This is a genomic window from Aeromicrobium sp. EU05-FHT14F07 (genome assembly GCF_058790455.1).
Map to the genome: position 1 here is coordinate 1 of NZ_JBYTCR010000032.1, position 18,575 is coordinate 18,575.

3 protein-coding genes are annotated in these 18,575 nt (G+C 75.1%); all 3 read right to left on the minus strand.

The window, feature by feature from the left end; translation table 11 throughout:
- Positions 1–5,115 (minus strand): SDR family NAD(P)-dependent oxidoreductase (locus AC3WRM_RS17930; protein ID WP_492270937.1); only part of this gene is annotated, 5,115 nt, incomplete at its 3' end.
- Positions 5,112–15,821: an SDR family NAD(P)-dependent oxidoreductase gene (locus AC3WRM_RS17935; protein ID WP_492248300.1), complete on the minus strand. Its 10,710-nt coding sequence runs from the start codon at positions 15,819–15,821 to the stop codon at positions 5,112–5,114. The genes AC3WRM_RS17930 and AC3WRM_RS17935, both read right to left, overlap by 4 nt.
- Before the next feature lie 49 nt (positions 15,822–15,870).
- On the minus strand, positions 15,871–18,575 hold a 2,705-nt coding region (locus tag AC3WRM_RS17940), incomplete at its 5' end, for a type I polyketide synthase (RefSeq protein ID WP_492270938.1).

Genomic DNA, 18,575 nt, shown 5'->3' on the forward strand with positions numbered 1-18,575 from the left:
CTCAGGCCCCGCCATCACCGACACACCACCCGCCACCGCCAGATCACACTCACCCGACCGCAACGCCCCCACCGCCAAGTGCAACGCCACCAACGACGACGAACACGCCGTGTCCACCGTGATCGCCGGCCCCTCCAGACCCAGCACGTACGCCACCCGACCCGACACCACGGCCGACGAACCACCGGTCAGGAGGTAGCCCTCCGCCTCCTGCGGCACGTCCGCGTCGCGGCCGTAGCCCTGGTACGCCGCACCCAGGAAGATGCCTGTCCGGGTGCCGCGCAGGGACCGAGGGTCGATCCCGCTGTTCTCGAACAGCTCCCACGTCGTCTCGAGGACCTGGCGCTGCTGCGGGTCCATCGCCAACGCCTCCCGCGGCGAGATCCCGAAGAACGCCGCATCGAAGTCGGCGGCCCCGTCGAGGAACGCGCCGCGCATCGTCTCGGCCTCGCTGGTCTCGGCGATGCCCGCGAGCAGGTCCGGGTCCCAGCCGCGGTCGGTCGGGATGTCGGTGACGGCGTCCCCGCCACGCACGACGAGGTCCCAGAGGTCCTCCGGCGTCCGGACGCCGCCGGCGAGTCGGCAGGCCATGCCGACGATGACGATCGGATCCTCCTCCGTCGACGGCGCCGACGGCACCGCCGGGGGTCCGGGGGCCGGCGCGACCTCGTCGGCCGACCACTCCAGGAGCCGGTCGAGGTAGTGCTGCGCGAGCCGGTGGACCGTGGGGTGGTCGAACACGACGGTCACGCCCTCGCGGAGCCCGGTGACCTCCGCAAGACGGTTGCGCAGCTCCACCGCCGTCATGGAGTCGAACCCGAGGTCGCGGAAGGCGACGTGCCGGTCCACGGCCGCGTGCTCGTCGAGACCGAGGACGCCGACCACCTCGCGGTGGACGACGACCTCGAGACGACGGCGCCGCTCCTCCGGCGTCGTGGCACCGACCAGCAGGTCGGCCGCCGACGCGTCCGCGGCCCGCGGCGCCTCCTGCGGCGCGGGCGCGAGCCGGTCGAGGAAGGGCCGGCGTCGCGCGGCCGAGAACACGTCGACGAAGCGGTCGAGGTCGAGGTCGACGACGGAGACGCAGGTGTCACCCCGGGTGAGGGCGGTCTCCAGCCCGGCGATCGCGTGCTCGGGCCGCATGGCCCGCACCCCCTGACCCTCCAGGTAGGTGTTGCCCTCCGCGCCGGCCATCGTCTCGCCGGCCCACAGGCCCCAGGCCACGGAGGTGACGCCGGTGAAGCGCCGGCTGCGGGCGAAGCCGTCGAGGAAGGCATTCGCGGCGGCGTAGGCCCCCAGCCCCGGACTGCCCCAGACGCCGGCGTTGGACGAGAAGAGCACCAGCGTGCTTGCCTCGGCGCACAGGTCGGCCAGGTTCAGCGTCCCCTGCACCTTGGCGGCCGCGACGCGACGCAGCTCGGCCGGCTCGAGCGCGACCACGGGTGTCGTCGTCGACGTGCCCGCGGCGTGGAACACCGCCTCGACCGTGCGACCCTCGGCCCGCTCGGCAGCGACCACCGCGGCGAGCGCGTCGTGGTCGGCGACGTCGCACGCGTGCACGCTGACCCCGACCCCGTGGGCCTCCAGCTCGGCGCGGAGCTCCGCGGCCCCCTCGCCACGCTCACCCGCACGGCCGAGCAGCACCAGGTGCTCCGCGCCCGAACGCGCGAGCCAACGCGCCACGTGCCGTCCAACCGCACCGAGGCCGCCGGTGACCAGCACGGTGCCCGACGGGGTCCAGGGCCGGGGCTCCTGCGGGACCGGGTCGGCGGTGAGACGACCCGCCCACACGTCGGTGCCGCGCACCGCGAGGACGTCCTCCGGGCCGGCCGCGGCGACCGTCGCCGCCACGACCCCGGCGGCGTCGTCGTCGAGCTCGTCGACGTCGACGTGACCACCCCACGCCTGCGGGTGCTCCAGCCCCACCACGCGGGCGAGCCCGGCGACGGCCGACTGAGTGGGGTCGACGGTGATGCCACCGGCGTCGGACGCGCGGCGGGTCACGACCCACAGGGGCGCCGGGTCCTGCGCGCCGGACCACGAGCGCACGAGGACGCCCAGCCCCTCCGTGGCCGCGAGCGGGTCGCGCTCGTCGCCGTCGTGCGGGAGGGCGACGACGCCAACGGTCGGCGTGCCGTCGACGCCCGGGCGTCCCCACGGCGCCTCGACGTCGTCGGGGCGCACGACCTCGACCCGCCCGCCGCGCTGCTCCACGGCACGTCGGACGGTGTCGACCTCGGGGACCGTGGGGTCCGACGCGACCAGCAGCACGCGACCCGTGACCGAGGCGTCGGCGACCTCGGTCCGCTCCCACTGCACCGTGTAGCGCCAGCCGTCGGCGGGTCCCGCGGTACGCACACCCGCGAGCGGCGTCTCCAGCCAGAAGCGTTCGTGCTGGAACGGGTAGGTCGGCAGCTCGGCCGTGGCAGCCTCGCGGGGGAGCTCGCGCGACCAGTCGACGGGCAGGCCCGCGACGTGGGCCTCCGCGAGGGCCCGGACGAGGTCGGGGGCGGCGCCCTCGCCGCGCCGCAGCGTCCCGAGCACGGCGACGTCGGCGTCGCTGTCCTCGACGACCTGCTCCAGCGCCATCGTCAGCACCGGGTGCGGGCTGACCTCGACGAAGGCGTCCGTGCCCTCGTCGAGCAGGCTCCGCGCCGCCTCGGCGAACCGGACCTGGCCGCGCAGGTTCCTGAACCAGTAGTCGGCGTCCATGGTGCTGGTGTCGATGGGCGCACCGGTGAGCGAGGAGTGCAGCGGGACCCGGCTCGTCGTCGCGTCGACGCCGCGCAGCTCGCGCAGCACGTCGTCCCGCAGCGACTCCACGTGCGCGGTGTGCGACGCGTAGTCGACCGGGATCCGGCGGGCGCGCAGCCCGTCGGCCTCGCACTGCGCGAGCAGGTCGTCCAGCGCGGACGGGTCGCCCGCGACCACCACGGCGCGCGGGCTGTTGACCGACGCGACGGCGAGCGCGTCGCCGAACGGGGCGATCCTGCGGTCCGCGTCGTCGGGCGTGGTCGCGAGCGACACCATGCCGCCGCGGCCCGCGATGCCGCGCAGGACCCTGCTGCGCAGCGCGACGACCCGCGCCGCGGTCTCCAGGTCGAGCGCCCCGGCCACGTGGGCCGCGGCGATCTCGCCCTGGGAGTGCCCCACCACGGCGGACGGCCGCACGCCGCGGTCCCGCCACACCTCGGCGAGCGAGACCATGACGGCGAACAGGGCCGGCTGCACCACGTCGACGCGGTCCAGGGGCGACCCCGACCGCAGGATCTCCAGCACCGAGACGTCGAGGTGGGCCGCGAGGGCTCTGTCGCACTCCCGCATCACGTCAGCGAACACGGTGGAGTGCTCGAGGAGGTCGGCGCCCATGCCCACCCACTGCGCTCCCTGGCCCGGGAAGACGAACGCGGGCCGGCGGCGGTCACGACCCCGCCCGAGCAGCACGTCCCGCGACGGCTGGCCCTCCGCGAGGCGACCGAGCGCAGCACGCGCGGTACCTGCGTCGTCGGTGACGACAGCGGCGCGGTGCTCCAGCCGACTGCGGCGGTGCAGCAGGGAGGCGGCCACGGGCACGACCGGGGCGCCCGCTGCCAGGACGCCGGCGTCGAGCAGCCGGCGCGCCTGGGCCCGCAGCGCCTGCGGCGTCCTGGCGGACAGCAGCAGCGGGACGGGGACGCGACCGGTCGCCGTCGGTCCGGGCGTCGCTGCGTCCGGCTCCGGCTCGACCGGACCGGGACCCTCCTCGACGACGACGTGCGCGTTGGTGCCGCTGATGCCGAAGGCCGAGACGCCCGCGCGGCGGACCCGCTCACCCCGTTCCCACGCCCGGCCCCGCGTCACGACCTCGATCCGGTCGTCCCAGTCGATCTGCGACGACGGGTTGTCGGCGTGCAGCGACGCCGGCAGCCAGTCGTGCTGCAGGGCGAGCACGGTCTTGATGACGCCGACGATGCCAGCGGCGGCCTGCGTGTGCCCGACGTTCGACTTCACCGAGCCCACGGCGAGCGGGGCCGTGCGGCCGGCGCCGTAGGTGTCCATCAGGGCGTGGGCCTCGATCGGGTCGCCGAGACGGGTGCCCGTCCCATGCGCCTCGACGTAGTCGACGTCGACGCCACGCAGACCGGCCTGGTCCAGCGCCTCGGTGATGACGCGACGCTGGGCGGGACCACTCGGCGCGGTGAGTCCGTTGCTGGCACCGTCCTGGTTCGCGGCAGTGCCACGCAGCACCGCCAGGACCCGACGCCCGTCGCGCTGCGCGTCGCTCACCCGCTGCAGCACGAGGACGCCGGCCCCCTCGGCCAGTCCGAAGCCGTCCGCGTCGTCGGCGAAGGGCTTGCACCGACCGTCCGCGGCCAGGCCGCCCTGACTCTCGAACTCCGTGAAGGCACCGGCGCTGCTCATCACCGTGACACCGCCGGCGAGGGCCAGCGAGCACTCGCCCCGGCGCAGCGACTGCACGGCCAGGTGGGTCGCGGTCAGGCCGGAGGAGCACGCCGTGTCGACGGACAGGGCCGGCCCCTCGAGGCCGAGCGTGTACGCGACCCGCCCGGACACGACGCTCGACGCGTTGCCGATGCCGACGTACCCGAGGAGCTCATCGGGAGCCTCGTCGGGTCGCGGGCCGTAGTCGGACGCCCCGACCCCCGCGAACACGCCGGTCGAGCTGCCCCGCAGCGAGCGCGGGTCGAGACCGGCCCGTTCCACGGCCTCCCACGCGACCTCGAGCAGGATCCGCTGCTGCGGGTCCATCGCGAGCGCCTCGCGCGGCGAGATGCCGAAGAAGGCGGCGTCGAAGCCGGCGACGTCGTCGACGAAGCCGCCGCGGCGCTCCCCCGGACCGGTCGGCCATCCCCGGTCGGCCGGTGCGACCGACACGACCTCGCCGTCGGAGACCAGGACCTGCCACAGCTGCTCGGGCGTGTCGATGCCGCCCGGCAGCCTGCACGCGATGCCGACGACCGCGACGGGCTCGCGGGACTGCGCCGTCACCTCGTCGAGCTCGGCCGTCACGGACTCGAGCTCGCCCAGCGTGCGCTTGAGGTACTGCCTCAGCCGCGCCTCCACCGTCGACCCGGCCGCCTGGCCGCCGCGATCGTCGTCACGTCCTGCGTTCATCGGTCCTGGTCCCCCTCAGCGCCCAGCCGGGCGTCGAGCAACGAGAACAGCTCGTCGTCGCTCGTGTCGTCGTCGACGAGGGCCGCGGCGGCGGCACCTCCGTCCCGTGCGCGTCCCTCGACCTCGCCCGCGGGCAGGACGTCGAGCAGTCCCCGCACCCGCGACCCGAGGTCCGCGGGCAGCTGGTCGGGCGCGGCGTCGCGCACCGCCCGCTCGAGCGCGGCCAGCTGCTCCTCCAGCGAGGAGGCGTCGTGCTCCACCACCGGCTCCAGGTCCTCCAGGAGCCGTTCGGCGACCGCCTCGGCCGTCGGGTAGTCGAACACGAGGGTGCTCGGCAGCCGCACCGACGTCACGTCGCGGAGGCGGTTGCGCAGCTCGACCGCGGCCAGCGAGTCGAACCCCAGGTCGCGGAAGGCGCGCTGCTCGGGCAGCTGTGCCGCGCTGGAGAAGCCGGCCACCGCAGCGGCGTGCGTGCGGACCAGGTCGAGCACCTCCGTCCGTCGCGCGTCGGCGTCCAGACCGCCCAGCCTCGACGCCCAGTCGGTGCCCCGCTCGTCGCGGTCGGACTCGGTCCCGCGCCGCCCGCGCGTCGGCACCACACGGTCCCTCAGCACCTCGGGGACCACGTCGGCCTCGGCGAGCGCGTCGAGGTCGAGCGCCATCGGGTACAGGACCGGCTCGTCCGTGCCGAGCGCCTCGTCGAGCAGCTCCAGCGCCCGGGCACGCGACAGCGGGGCGACCCCGGTGCCGGCGATCTGGTCCTCCAGGCCGCGGGTCAGGTCGCTGGAGTCCTGCCAGAGTCCCCACCCGAGCGCGGTCGCCCGCGCGCCGCGCGACGCACGTCGCGCCACGCAGGCCTCGACGGCCGCGTTCGCGGCGGCGTACACGCCCTGTCCAGGTCCGGCGAGCACCGAGGCCGCCGACGAGAACACCACGAAGAGGTCGAGGTCGAGGTCCGCCGTGAGCTCGTCCAGGTGCTGCACGACGTCGACCTTGGGAGCCACCACGGTCTCCACCGCGTCGGCGTCGATGGACACCACGAGCGAGTCGGCCAGCACGCCGGCGGCGTGCACGACGCCCACGAGCGGGCGCTCCGCGGGAACGCCCCGCACGACCTCGGCCAGGCGGGCGCGGTCGGTGGCCTCGCACGCGACGACGTCGACGCGAGCCCCCTCGGCCTCCAGCTCGGCGACCATGTCGGCCGCGCCCGGAGCATCCGGGCCGCGACGGCTGATGAGCAGCAGGTGCCGGACGCCGTGGGAGGACACCAGGTGGCGCGCCACCAGCGACCCCAGCGTCCCGGTGCCGCCGACCACCAGCACGGTCCCCTCGAGCGCGGACGGACGGGACTGCTCGACGACGAGCTTGCCGACGTGTCCGCCACGGCTCATCTCCGTGAGGGCCGCGCGCAGGCTCGCCAGGGGCCGCACGCTGACCGGCACGAGCTGGACCTGTCCGCCCGCCAAGAGGCCGACGACCGTGCGCAGGATCTCGCCGAGCCGGTCGGGGCCGACCTCGCCGAGGTCGAACGGCAGGTAGCGCGCCGCGACGTCGGCCGGGTCGCGCAGGTCGGCCTTGCCGAGCTCGACGACCACCCCGTCCGGGGCCACCAGCCGGATCGTCTCGTCCAGCAGTGGCCCGGTGAGGGAGTTGAGGACGACGTCGACGCCTCGGCCGCGGGTGTGGTCGAGGAAGGCGTCGGCGAACCCGGAGGTCCGCGACGAGCGCACCCGGTCCGCGGGGAGGCCGCGGGCCTGGACTGCGTCGTGCTTGGCCGGCGACGCGGTCGCCAGGACGTCGGCGCCGGCGTGCCGGGCCAGCGACACGGCGGCCATGCCGACACCGCCGGCCGCCGCGTGCACCAGGACGGTCTGACCCTGCTGGACGTCGGCCAGGTCGTGCAGCGCGTAGTAGGCGGTGGTGAAGGCGATGGGGACCGCCGCACCCTGCGCGAACGACCAGTCCGGGGGCAGCGGCGCCACGAGCCGGGCGTCGGTGACGGCGTGCTCGGCGTACGCACCGGCGAACAGGCCCAGCACCCGGTCGCCGACCTTGACGGAGGTGACCCCCTCTCCGACGGCCTCGACGACCCCGGCGGCCTCCGTGCCCATGAGGGCGGCGTCGGGGTACACCCGCAGCGCCAGCATGACGTCGCGGAAGTTCAGGCCGGTGGCGCGGACCGCGACACGGACCTCGCCCGGACCGGGCTGCAGCTGCGCGGCGGGGATCGTCTCGAGCACCAGTCCGTCGATGGACCCCGAGCCCGGGGCGACCCGTTGGCCCACACCCGGCACCAACGAGGCCGGCCGGTCCCCCAGGCGGGGTACCAGCGGGACCCCGTCGCGCACCGCGACCTGCGGGAGGTCCGGGCGCTCGGGGGCGCCGAGTGCGCCGTCGACCAGCAGGAACCGGTCGGGGGACTCCGCCTGGGCCGCCCGCAGGACTCCCCACACGGCCGCAGGGCCGGGCCGCGGGGGCGGGTCGCCGGCCCCGACGCACGCACCGCCGTCGGTGACCACGACCAGACGAGCGCGGCCACGGTCGGCCGCACCCCAGCGGCGGACCACGTCGGCGGCCCAGGTCACGGCGCGCCGCGTGGCGGTGATCGAGTCCGGGTCGTCGTCGACGTGCCGGATCACGACGAGGTCCGCGTCGGGGCGACCGGACGCGTCGAGCTCGTCGAGGGTCGCGACCTCGACCGTGGTGACGGCCGCCGCCGGTCCGTCCGGCTGCGCCGGTACCCACGTCATTGACTGCAACGTCCCGCTGCGCAGGTCGGTGCCGGCCGCAGCGTCACGGACGACGATGCCGTCGACGGTGAGCACCGTCGCGCCGGCAGGCGTGACCACCTCGAGCGACGCGTTCGACCGGGGATCGCCGCCGAGCACCACGCGCAGCGGGCCGACGACCGGCCCGCGCACCTGCACGCCGTTCCACGCGAAGGGCAGCCGGCCGGACTCGGCGGCGGCCACCCCGAGGGTCTGCGCCACGACGTCGAGCACCACCGGGTCGACGACGAACCCGTGCCGCGCCGCCGGGACCTCGACCTCGGCCAGCACCCGCTCGCCGGCACGCCACGCACGTCGCAGGCCCTGGAAGGACGGTCCGTACTCGAAGCCGAGACCGACGAGCGTGTCGTAGTGCCCGTCGAGCTCGATCGCGACGGCGTCCGCGGGCGGCCATGCCGAGCCGTCGGACGTCGGGCCGCTGGCCGTCGCGTCGGCGCCCAGGACCCCGCTGGCCTGGAGCGTCCATGTCGGGTCCTGCGTGCCGTCGGGCGCGGCGTGCACGTGGAGGTCGCAGCGGCCGTCGTCGACGGGGCCGACGACGAGGCGCAGGCGCAGACCACCGGCGGCGGGCAGCTCGAGCGGCTCCTGCAGGAGCAGCTCCTCCAGGACCGGCAGCCCGACCAGCTCGCCCGCCGCCAGGGCCAGCTCGACCAGGACGCTGCCCGGCACCAGGTGCCGACCCTCGACCACGTGCTCGGCGAGCCAGGGGTGGGTCTGCGGGTCGAGGCGCCCTACGAGCACGCGCTCACCGCTGCCCGGGACCTCGACGACGGTGCTCAGCACCGGGTGGTCGACCCCGGGCAGACCGCTGTCCGTCACCGGGACGGGGCTGCGGCGACGGGGCCAGAAGCGCTCCCGCTGGAAGGGATAGGTGGGCAGGTCCACGAACCGGCCGTCAGGCACGGTCGTCGCCGGCTCCACGCTCGCGCCGTGGACGAACGCCTCGCCCGTCGCCCGGGCGAGCTCGCGCGCGCCGGGGCGGTCGCGCCGCAGGGTGGCGACCACGTCGACGTCGGCGCCGAGGTCGTCGGCCACGTCCTGCACGCCGCCGAGCAGCACGGGGTGCGGGCTGGCCTCCACGAACAGGTCGTGCCCGTCGCGGACGAGGGCCTCGACCGTCTCGGTGAAGCGCACGCGTCCGCGCAGGTTGTCGTACCAGTAGCCGGCGTCCATCGACGCGGAGTCGATCCGCTCTGCGGTCACCGTCGAGTACACAGGGACCTCGCTCGTGCGCACCTGCACGTCGCCGAGCGCGTCGAGGACCTGCTTCCGCACCCGCTCGACCTCGCCGGAGTGGGAGCCGTAGCCCACCGAGACGCGTCGTGGCTCGAGCCCGGCCCGCTCCACGGCGGCGCAGAACGCGTCGAGCTGCTCCACGGGGCCGGCCACGACGACCATGCGCGGACCGTTGACCGCCGCCACGGCGAGCTGGTCGGCCCAGGGGGCCAGCAGACGCTCTGCCTCGTCCACCGGGACGGCGACCGAGACCATGCCGCCGTCGCCGTCGATCTCCCGCAGCGCCCGGCTGCGCACGGCCACGACGCGGGCGGCCTCGTCCAGGGACAGCGCGCCGGCCACGCAGGCGGCAGCGATCTCGCCCTGGGAGTGGCCGACGACGGCCGACGGGACGAGTCCGTGCTCGCGCCACGTGCGCGCCAGGGAGACCATCATCGAGAACAGCACGGGCTGCAGCACGTCGACCCGCTCGGGGTCCACGTCTCCCCGTCCTTCCACGACGTCGAGCAGGTCCCACGCGACGTGGGCGGAGAGTGCCTGCGCGCACTCCTGCATGGACTGCCGGAAGACCGTCGAGGTCGCGAGCAGGTCCCGCGCCATGCCGTCCCACTGGGAGCCCTGGCCCGGGAAGACGAGCACCACCCGCCGGGGTCGCGAGAGCGTCGGGCCGACCACGTCGGCCGTCGGCGCGCCGACGGCGAGCGCCTCCAGGGCGGCGACGGCGGCCTGGACGTCGTCGGCCGGCACCGCCGCGCGCCACTCCATCGCGCTGCGTCCGCGGCTCAACGTCCAGGCGACGTCGCGGACGTCGTGCGTGCCGTCGGCCAGCCGGGCCGCGAGCTGGTGGGCGGCGCTGCGCACCGCACCCTCGCTGCGTCCCGAGAGCACCAGGGGGACGGCGCGGGCCGCGTCGGGGACGGGTCGGTCGACGGTCCCGGCGTCCGGCGCCTCCTCGAGCACCACGTGCGCGTTGGTCCCGCTCACGCCGAAGGACGAGACGCCAGCGCGGCGGGGACGCTCGCCCCGCGGCCACGGTACGTCGTCCTGCGCGAGCCGCAGCCCGCCGGACGCCCAGTCCACGTGCGGCGTCGGCTCGTCGGCGTGGAGGGTCCGCGGGACCACCCCGTGCCGCAGCGCGAGCAGCACCTTGAGCATGCCGGCAGCACCGGCGGCCGCCTGCGTGTGCCCCAGGTTCGACTTGACGGACCCTACGTGCACCGGGCAGTCGGCGTCGCGGCCGTACGTGGAGAGTAGTGCACCGGCCTCGATCGGGTCGCCGAGCTGCGTCCCCGTGCCGTGCGCCTCGACGACGTCGACGTCCTGCGGGGCGAGACCCGCGTCCGCGAGTGCGGCGCGGATCACCCGCTCCTGGGAGGGCCCGTTCGGCGCGGCGAGGCCGTTGCTGGCCCCGTCCTGGTTGACGGCCGACCCTCGCACCAGGCCGAGGACCGGGAGGTCGAGCTCCTGCGCCCGCGACAGCGGCACCAGGAGCATCGTGGCGACACCGTCCGCGAGGGCGAAGCCGTCGGCGTCGGCCGAGAAGGCCTTGCACCGGCCGTCGCGGGCGAGCCCCTGCTGGGAGCTGAAGTCGACGAACGTGTAGGGGTCGGTCATCACCGTGACACCACCGGCGAGCGCCATCGAGCACTCACCGCTGCGCAGGGCGCGGACGGCGAGGTGGACCGCCACCAACGAGGCGGAGCAGGCGGTGTCGACGGTCAGCGCCGGGCCGACCCACCCGAACGTGTACGCGACGCGCCCCGACAGGACGCTCGCTGCGTTGCCCAGACCCTTGTAGCCGTCGACCCGGTCACCCTCGCCGTCGAGCAGGTCCGCGTAGGACTGTCCGTTCATGCCGAGGTAGACGCCCACGTCACTGCCTCGTACCGTCTCGGGGTCGATCCCCGCTCGCTCCATGGCCTCCCAGGACGTCTCCAGCACGAGCCGCTGCTGGGGGTCCATGGCGAGGGCCTCGCGCGGGGTGATGCCGAAGAAGCCGGGGTCGAAGGACGCGACGTCGTCGAGGAACCCGCCGCGGTCGACGTAGCTGGTGCCAGGCCGGACCCCCTCGGGGTCGTAGAGGGCACCGACGTCCCACCCGCGGTCCTCGGGGAAGGAGCCGATGACGTCGTCACCCGCACGCAGCAGGTCCCACAGGGCCTCGGGGCTCTGGATCCCTCCGGGGAAGCGGCATCCGACGCCGACGATCGCGATCGGCTCGTCGCTGGCGAGGCGACCTGCGGGGCCCTCGTCGTCAGCACGATCCACGGGGTCCACGGTCGACAGGAGGTGGTCCGCGATCGCACTCACGCTGGGGTGGTCGTAGACCAGGGAGGCCGCAAGAGGAAGCCCGGTACGGGCTGCAAGCTTCTTGCGCAGGGCCAGCGTTCCCAGCGAGTCGAGCCCCTGCTCACGCAGCGCTCGGGTCCGGCTCACCCGAGAGGCGTCGTCCTGCCCGAGGACGTCGGCAGCGACCTCCGCCACGAGGGCGCGCACGCCGTCGCGGCGGTCCTGGGCGCCGAGCGCCACGATGGCCTGCAGCTCGACGCTGCCGGTGCCCGGTGCCTCGCTGTCCTGCGAGGGGGCAGCGGTGACGGTCGGGGACGGGGCAGGCGCCTCCACGAGGCCGTCGAACAGCGAGGTCGGGCGGGCTGCGGAGAACTCGTCGGCGAGGGCCGGCCAGTCCGCGTCGGCGACGACGACGTCCGAGGGGGCGGCGTCCAGGACCGCCTCCCAGGCCTCGAGGGCTCGCGACTCGGACAGGGGCCGCAGACCACTTCCCGTGAGGTCGGGTGCGGCATCGTGGCCCGCCGGGAGGTCCCAGGGTGTCCACGCCACCACGCTGGTGTGGTGGCCCTCGGACCTCCTCCGCGCAGCCGTCGCCTCCAGGTAGGCGGCACCGGCCGCGTAGGCGGCCATGCCCGCGCCGCCCCACGTGGCGGCGACCGACGAGCAGAGGACCTCGCGCTCCAACCGGCGACCGTCGAGCAGGTCGTCGAGCAGGTCGGGCAGCGCCGAGCGCGCCTCGACGGTGCGCTGGAAGCCGTCGGCGTCGGCGTCGACGACCGGCGCGAAGACCGGGTCCGACTCCGCGTGCACGACTGCCGTCAGCTCGTCCTCACCGATCGCGTCCCGCAGGCCGGCGAGCTCGACGGCACTGGTCGAGACCTCGACCCCGATCTCCTCGAGCTCGCGCAGCAGCCGTGCGTCCGGCGATCGCCCGGCCAGCAGGAGACGGTCGGCGCCGTTCCGCGCCACCCAGCGCGCGAGCACCGCACCCACGGGCGTGGCGGCACCGGAGACGAGGACGGTTCCGCGCGGCCTCCACCGCTCGACCCGGCGGACTCCGTCGGCGCGCAGACGACGGCCGAGCAACCGGCGGCCGCGGATCGCCATGACGCTCTCACGCCGTCGGCTCCACGCCTCCGTGAGCGGAGCGACGACGTCGGTGCTCACGGTCGCCGGGAGGTCGACCACGCCGCCCCAGCGCCCACCGAGCTCCAGACGGGCCACGTGCCCCAGGCCATGCAGCGTCGCCTGCTCGGGTCGGGCCGGAGCCTCCCCCGGCGCCGTGGAGACCGCGCCAGACGTGAGGAGCCAGACGGGTGCACCGCCCCCGACCCGCGCGAGCGCCTGGACGGTGCTGCGCGCGGCCTCTGCCGCCGACACCGGGTCCTGCTCGGCGGACGGCGGGAGCACGACGGTGCCGACCCACCGGTCGGGCGCATCGACGAGCCCGCCACCCGCCGCGGCGACCTCGGCGAGCGTGACGACCTGCGCGTCGCCCCCAGCGCGCCTGATCGCCTCGACGACGACGGGTGACCACCCGTGGACGGACTCCTCCGGGACGACGACGAGCCACGTGCCAGCAGGGACGGGGCCCTCGTCCGTCGGGTCCAGCTCCGACCAGTCGACCCGGTGGAACAGACGTCCGGCGCGGGCGTGAGGACGCCGCTCGGCTCGCCAGAAGCGGCGACGTTGGAAGGGATAGGTCGTGGGCAGGGCGCGAGCCGTGGCGCCGGGCGCGACCGCGCGCCACCCGATCTCGACCCCGGCGACGTACGCCGCCGCCAGGGCGCGGGAGAAACCCGCGAGCCCGCCCTCTCCGCGGCGCAACGTGGGCAGCACGACGCCGTCCTCGCCGCCGGAGCGCGCCTCGACCGTCTCCGTGACCGCCGGCAGCAGGACGGGGTGCGGGCTCACCTCGATGAACGCGTCGTAGCCCTGGTCCGCCATCAGGTCGACGGTCTCGTGCAGACGCACGCACTCCCGCAGGTTCCTGAACCAGTACGCCGCACCCAGCTCGGAGCCGGTGAGAGGCCCTGCGGTCACCGTCGAGTAGAAGGGCGTGTCGCCGTCCTGCGGCAGCACCCCTCGTGCCCGCTCGAGCACCTCCTCGCGCACCTCGTCGACGTGCGGCGAGTGCGACGCGTAGTCGACGTCGATGGTCCGCGCCTGCACGCCGTCCTCCTCGCACGACGCGACGAGGGCCTCCAGCGCGTCGCGGTCGCCCGAGACCACGACGGACCGTGGACCGTTCACGGCCGCGACCGCCAGCGCCGGCTCCCAGGGACCGATCCGCTCACGTGCCTCCGACTCGCTGCACGCGACCGCGACCATGCCCCCACGCGCCGAGAGCCGCCGCAACGCCTGGCTGCGCAGGACGACGAGCCGCGCGGCGTCCTCGAGCGTGAGGATCCCCGCGACGTGGGCGGCGGCGATCTCACCCTGGGAGTGGCCGACGACGGCAGCCGGTTCGACGCCACGACTACGCCAGAGGCGCGCGAGGGCCACCATCACGGTGAAGAGGACCGGCTGGACCACGTCGACGCGGTCCAGGCCCGGCGAGTCCGGATCCTGACGCAGGACGTCGGCGACGGACCAGTCCTGCCACGGGCGCATCGCCTCGTCGCACGCGTCGACCACCTCGACGAAGAGCGGGCTGGTCGACATCAGCTCGAGCCCCATGGCCACCCACTGGGAACCCTGTCCCGGGAACACGAAGGCCGTCGTGCGACCTCCCGCCTCCGCCACCCCCCGGACGACGTCGGCCTCAGGGTCGTCGAGGGCCAGCCGTTCGAGAGCGTCGAGGGCGGACTCCGACGTCTCCGCGACGACGACGGCGCGCTGCTCGAGGTGCGCGCGGGTCGTCCCCAGGCTCACCGCGAGGTCGGCGAGGTCGATCGTCTGCGAGCGCAGGAGATCGGCGACGCGACGGGCCTGCTGCGCCAGCGCCTCAGACGTCCGGGCGGACAGCGGGAGCAGGACCGGCGCGGGAGAGTCCTGCGGTACGGGGGCGGCGGCGTCCGGTGCCGGGGCCTCCTCCACGATGACGTGCGCGTTCGTGCCGCTGATGCCGATGGCGGAGAGCCCGGCCCGTCGCGGCCGCTCGGACCGCGGCCAGGGCAGCGGCCGGTCGAGCAGACGGACCGATCCCGACGACCAGTCGACGTGGGTGCTGGGCTCGTCCACGTGCAGGGTGCGCGGCACACGCTCGTGCTGGAGGGCCAACACCAGCTTGAGCAGACCGGTGACTCCGGCCGCGGCCTGCGTGTGCCCGAGGTTCGACTTGACCGAGCCGAGCCCCAACGGCCGGGCGCGGTCCTGGCCGTAGACCTCGAGCAGCGCGCCCGCCTCGATCGGGTCTCCCAGGGCCGTGCCGGTCCCGTGGGCCTCGACCACGTCGACGTCGTCTGGCTCGAGGCCACAGCGCTCGAGCGCGGCGCGCAGCACGCGCCGCTGCGCCCGACCGCTGGGCGCGGAGAGACCGTTGCTGGCACCGTCCTGGTTCACGGCGCTGCCCCGCACCACGGCCAGGACCGGATGACCAAGCCGCTGGGCTTCCGAGAGCCGCTCGAGCAGGACGAGAGACACTCCCTCGGAGAACCCGAAGCCGTCGGCACCGGCTCCGAACGCCTTCGACCGTCCGTCGGCCGCCAGAGCGCGCTGCCGGCTGAAGTCGACGAAGACGTCCGGCGAGCCCATCACCGCCGCGCCACCCACCACGGCGAGGCGCGACTCCCCCTTGCGGAGCGAGTCCAGGGCGAGATGGAGGGCGACGAGGGAGGACGAGCAGGCCGTGTCGACCGTCAGCGACGGACCCTCGAGACCGAAGGTGTACGAGAGCCGTCCGGAGGCGACCGACGGAGCCGTGCCGGTGACGGCGTAGCCGTCGGGGTCGCCGAAGACCCCCTCGCCGTAGCCGAACTTCGCAGCGCCGACGAACACCCCCGTCGAGGAGCCTCGCAGTCCCAGCGGGTCCATGCCCGCGCGCTCGAAGAGCTCCCAGCACGTCTCGAGCAGGATGCGGTGCTGCGGGTCCATCGCCTCCGCCTCCCGCGGGGCGATGCCGAAGAGCTCGGGGTCGAAGCCCGCCGCGTCGTCCAGGAAGCCCGCCTGGTCGACGTAGCTCGTCCCGGGGTGGTCGGGATCGGGGTGGAAGAGTCCCTCGAGGTCCCATCCGCGGTCCTCCGGGAAGTGGGAGAGGGTCTCCTCGCCAGCCTCGAGCAGGTCCCACAGCTTCTCCGGGGTGTCGACCCCGGCAGGCAGACGGCATGCCATGGCCACGACGGCGACCGGGTCCGACTCCAGCTGCTGCACCCGGCGCCGCGCCGCGCGCAGCTCCGTGGTCGCTCGGCGCAGGAGCGCAGCGGTCCTGTCCTGCGGGTCCTGCTCGTTCATCGTTCCTCCGTCGTCGTGCGTGGCGCGGGACTCCTGGGATGTGCGGTGGTCAGGTGGCACCCTCGTCCCCCAGCTCCCGGCCGAGTGCAGCGACCAGCTCGTCGAGATCGGCGTCGACCAGGTCGTCGTCGACCTCGGCCAGCTCGGGCCGTGCGGTGGCAGGGGCCGCCCGCAGCCGCTCCACCAGCCCCAGGAGCCGATCGACCGCCTCGGCGCGGTCAGCGTCCTCGAGCGCGATGAGCTCACGCTCGAGACTGGCGATGCCGTCGCCCTGCGGCACCGCCGTCTCCTGCTGCTCATCGACGGCCAGACACCCGTCGAGATACTCGGCCACCTCGGTGGCATCGGCGTGGTCGTAGACGAGCGTGCTGCTCAGCGTCAGGCCGGAGGCCTTCTGGAGGCTGTCCCGCAGACGCAGCGCCGCGAGAGAGTCGAAGCCGAGCTGCTTGAAGGAGTCCCGGGGTCGGATCGTGGCCGGGTCGTCGTGCCCCAGGACGGCCGCGGCGTGGACGCGCACAAGACGGAGGAGACGGGACCGGCGCTCGGCGGCGGGGAGCGGTGCGAGCTCGGCGCTCAACCCGGGCGGGTCCTCAGCGCCCGCGGCCTCGGCGAGCTCCGGCTCCTCCGGCGCACCGCCGGGGCCGGCCGGCCCGCGGACGACGTCCAGCAGCGGTCGCGGGCGTGCGGCGCAGTACGCGGCCGCGAAGACAGGCCAGTCGACCTGGGCCACCACCGCGTTCGGGACTCCCGCGGCCAGCACACGGTCCAGCGCGGCCAGGGCCAGCTCGACGACCATCGGCGTCACCCCACGGTCGCGCAGGTAGTCGACGGCGGCAGCATCCTGCGTCATGCCACCCGTCTCCCACAGACCCCACGCCACCGAGCTCGCCGCGCGGCCCGCAGCGTGACGGCGCCGCGCGAGGGCGTCGAGGGCGGCGTTGCCGGCGGCGTACGCGGCCTGGCCGTTGCTGCCCCAGACCGCCGCCCCCGAGGAGAAGAGGAGGAAGAGCTCGGCCTCGGGCACGAGCTCGTCGAGCAGGGCCGCTCCTGTCGCCTTGACGTCGAGCACCCGGCGCAGGGACGTGGTGTCCATGTCGGCGAGCGCCTGGTGCTGCGGCAGCCCTGCGGCGTGGACGACGCCGGTGATCTCGTCGTGGGCGGACAGCGCCCGACGCAGGCTCGCGCGATCCGTGACGTCGCACGCCTGCACGGTGACCACGGCCCCGGCGCGCTGGAGGTCCGCGACCAGGTCGTCGACACCGGGCGTGTCCGGGCCGCGGCGGCTCAGGAGAACCAGGCTGCGGACCCCTCGCTCCACCAGCCACCGCGCGGTGACGGCGCCGAGACCCGAGGTCCCGCCGGTCACCACGACGGTGCCTCGTGGCGGGACGTACTGACCGCTCGGCGGCGGCTCGCACGGGACGAGCCGTCGCGCGCGGACCTGCCCGTCGCGCACGGCCACCTGGTCCTCGGCGCCGAGCACGGCCGCCACGACCGCCTCGACGTCCTGCGGCGCGGGCCCCGCGGGGCCCGTGTCGGCAGGGAGGTCCACGAGTCCCGTCCAGGCAGCGCCCCGCTCGAGTCCGGCGACCTGGCCGAGCGCGCGCACGGACGCCTGGTCCGGTCGGACTCGACCGGCGTCCTCGTCCGCCACGACGACCGCTGCGGTGGTGGCGACCCATACCGGACCCCGGTGGTCCTGGACTCGAGCGAGCAGGGCCAGCGTGGACGAGACGTCGCCGGAACCGACCGCGAGGAGCGAGAGGATGCCGTCGCCGGGGCCCACCTCGTCCGCCAGGTCGGCGAGGGTGACGGTCGCCGCCGTCGTCCCGGCGACCCGGAGTGCCTCACTGACGGGACCTGCCCACGACGCTGCGGGGACGTGGTCGGGGACGACGATCCACCAGCGCGCCGGGACCTGGCGGGGGGAGGCCGGGGGAACGCTCGTCCACGTCTCGGTGAGGAACCAGTCCGCGATCGGGTCCCTGACCTGCTCCGGGCGCCGAGGTGCGAGCCAGTACCTGCGCTGCTCGAAGGGATACGTCGGCAGCGGCACGACCTGCGCGGGGCGCACCAGCGCCCGCCAGTCGACGTCGAGACCGGCCGCGTAGGCCGCGCCAGCGGCGCGCTGCAGCCGGTCGACCTCCTCGACGTCGCGCTCGAGCGTGTCCAGCACCGCGGCGTCCACACCCGTCTCGCTCACCGTCTCGGCGACCGCCGCCGTGAGGACGGGATGCGGGCTGACCTCGAGGAAGGCCGAGTGCCCCTCACGGGCCAGCGCCTCGATCGCCGTCCTCAGGTGGACCCGCCGTCGCAGGTTCTCGTACCAGTAGCCGGCGTCGAGCTCGGTGCCCTCGACCGGACGCCGCAGCGTCGTCGAGAAGAGGGGGACCTGGGCGTCGCGCGGGGAGATGTCTGCGAGCTGCCCGAGCAGCTCATCACGCAGCTCCTCGACGTGCGCGGAGTGCGAGGCGTAGTCCACCGCGACGTGGGTCGCCCGGACGCCTCGGGCCTCGACGGCCTCGACGACCTCCGCCACGGCGTCGACGCCGCCGGAGACCACGACCGCGTCCCGCGCGTTCTCCGCGGCGACCTCCACGTCGCCCGCCCAGCGGCCGTCCTGGAGGAGTCGCTCGACGGTGTCGGCGTCGGCTCGCAGGACGGCCATGGCTCCGCGACCGGCCAGGGCACGCAACGCCAACGCACGCCGCGCGACGACCCGCGCACCATCAGCCACGCTCAACGCCCCAGCCA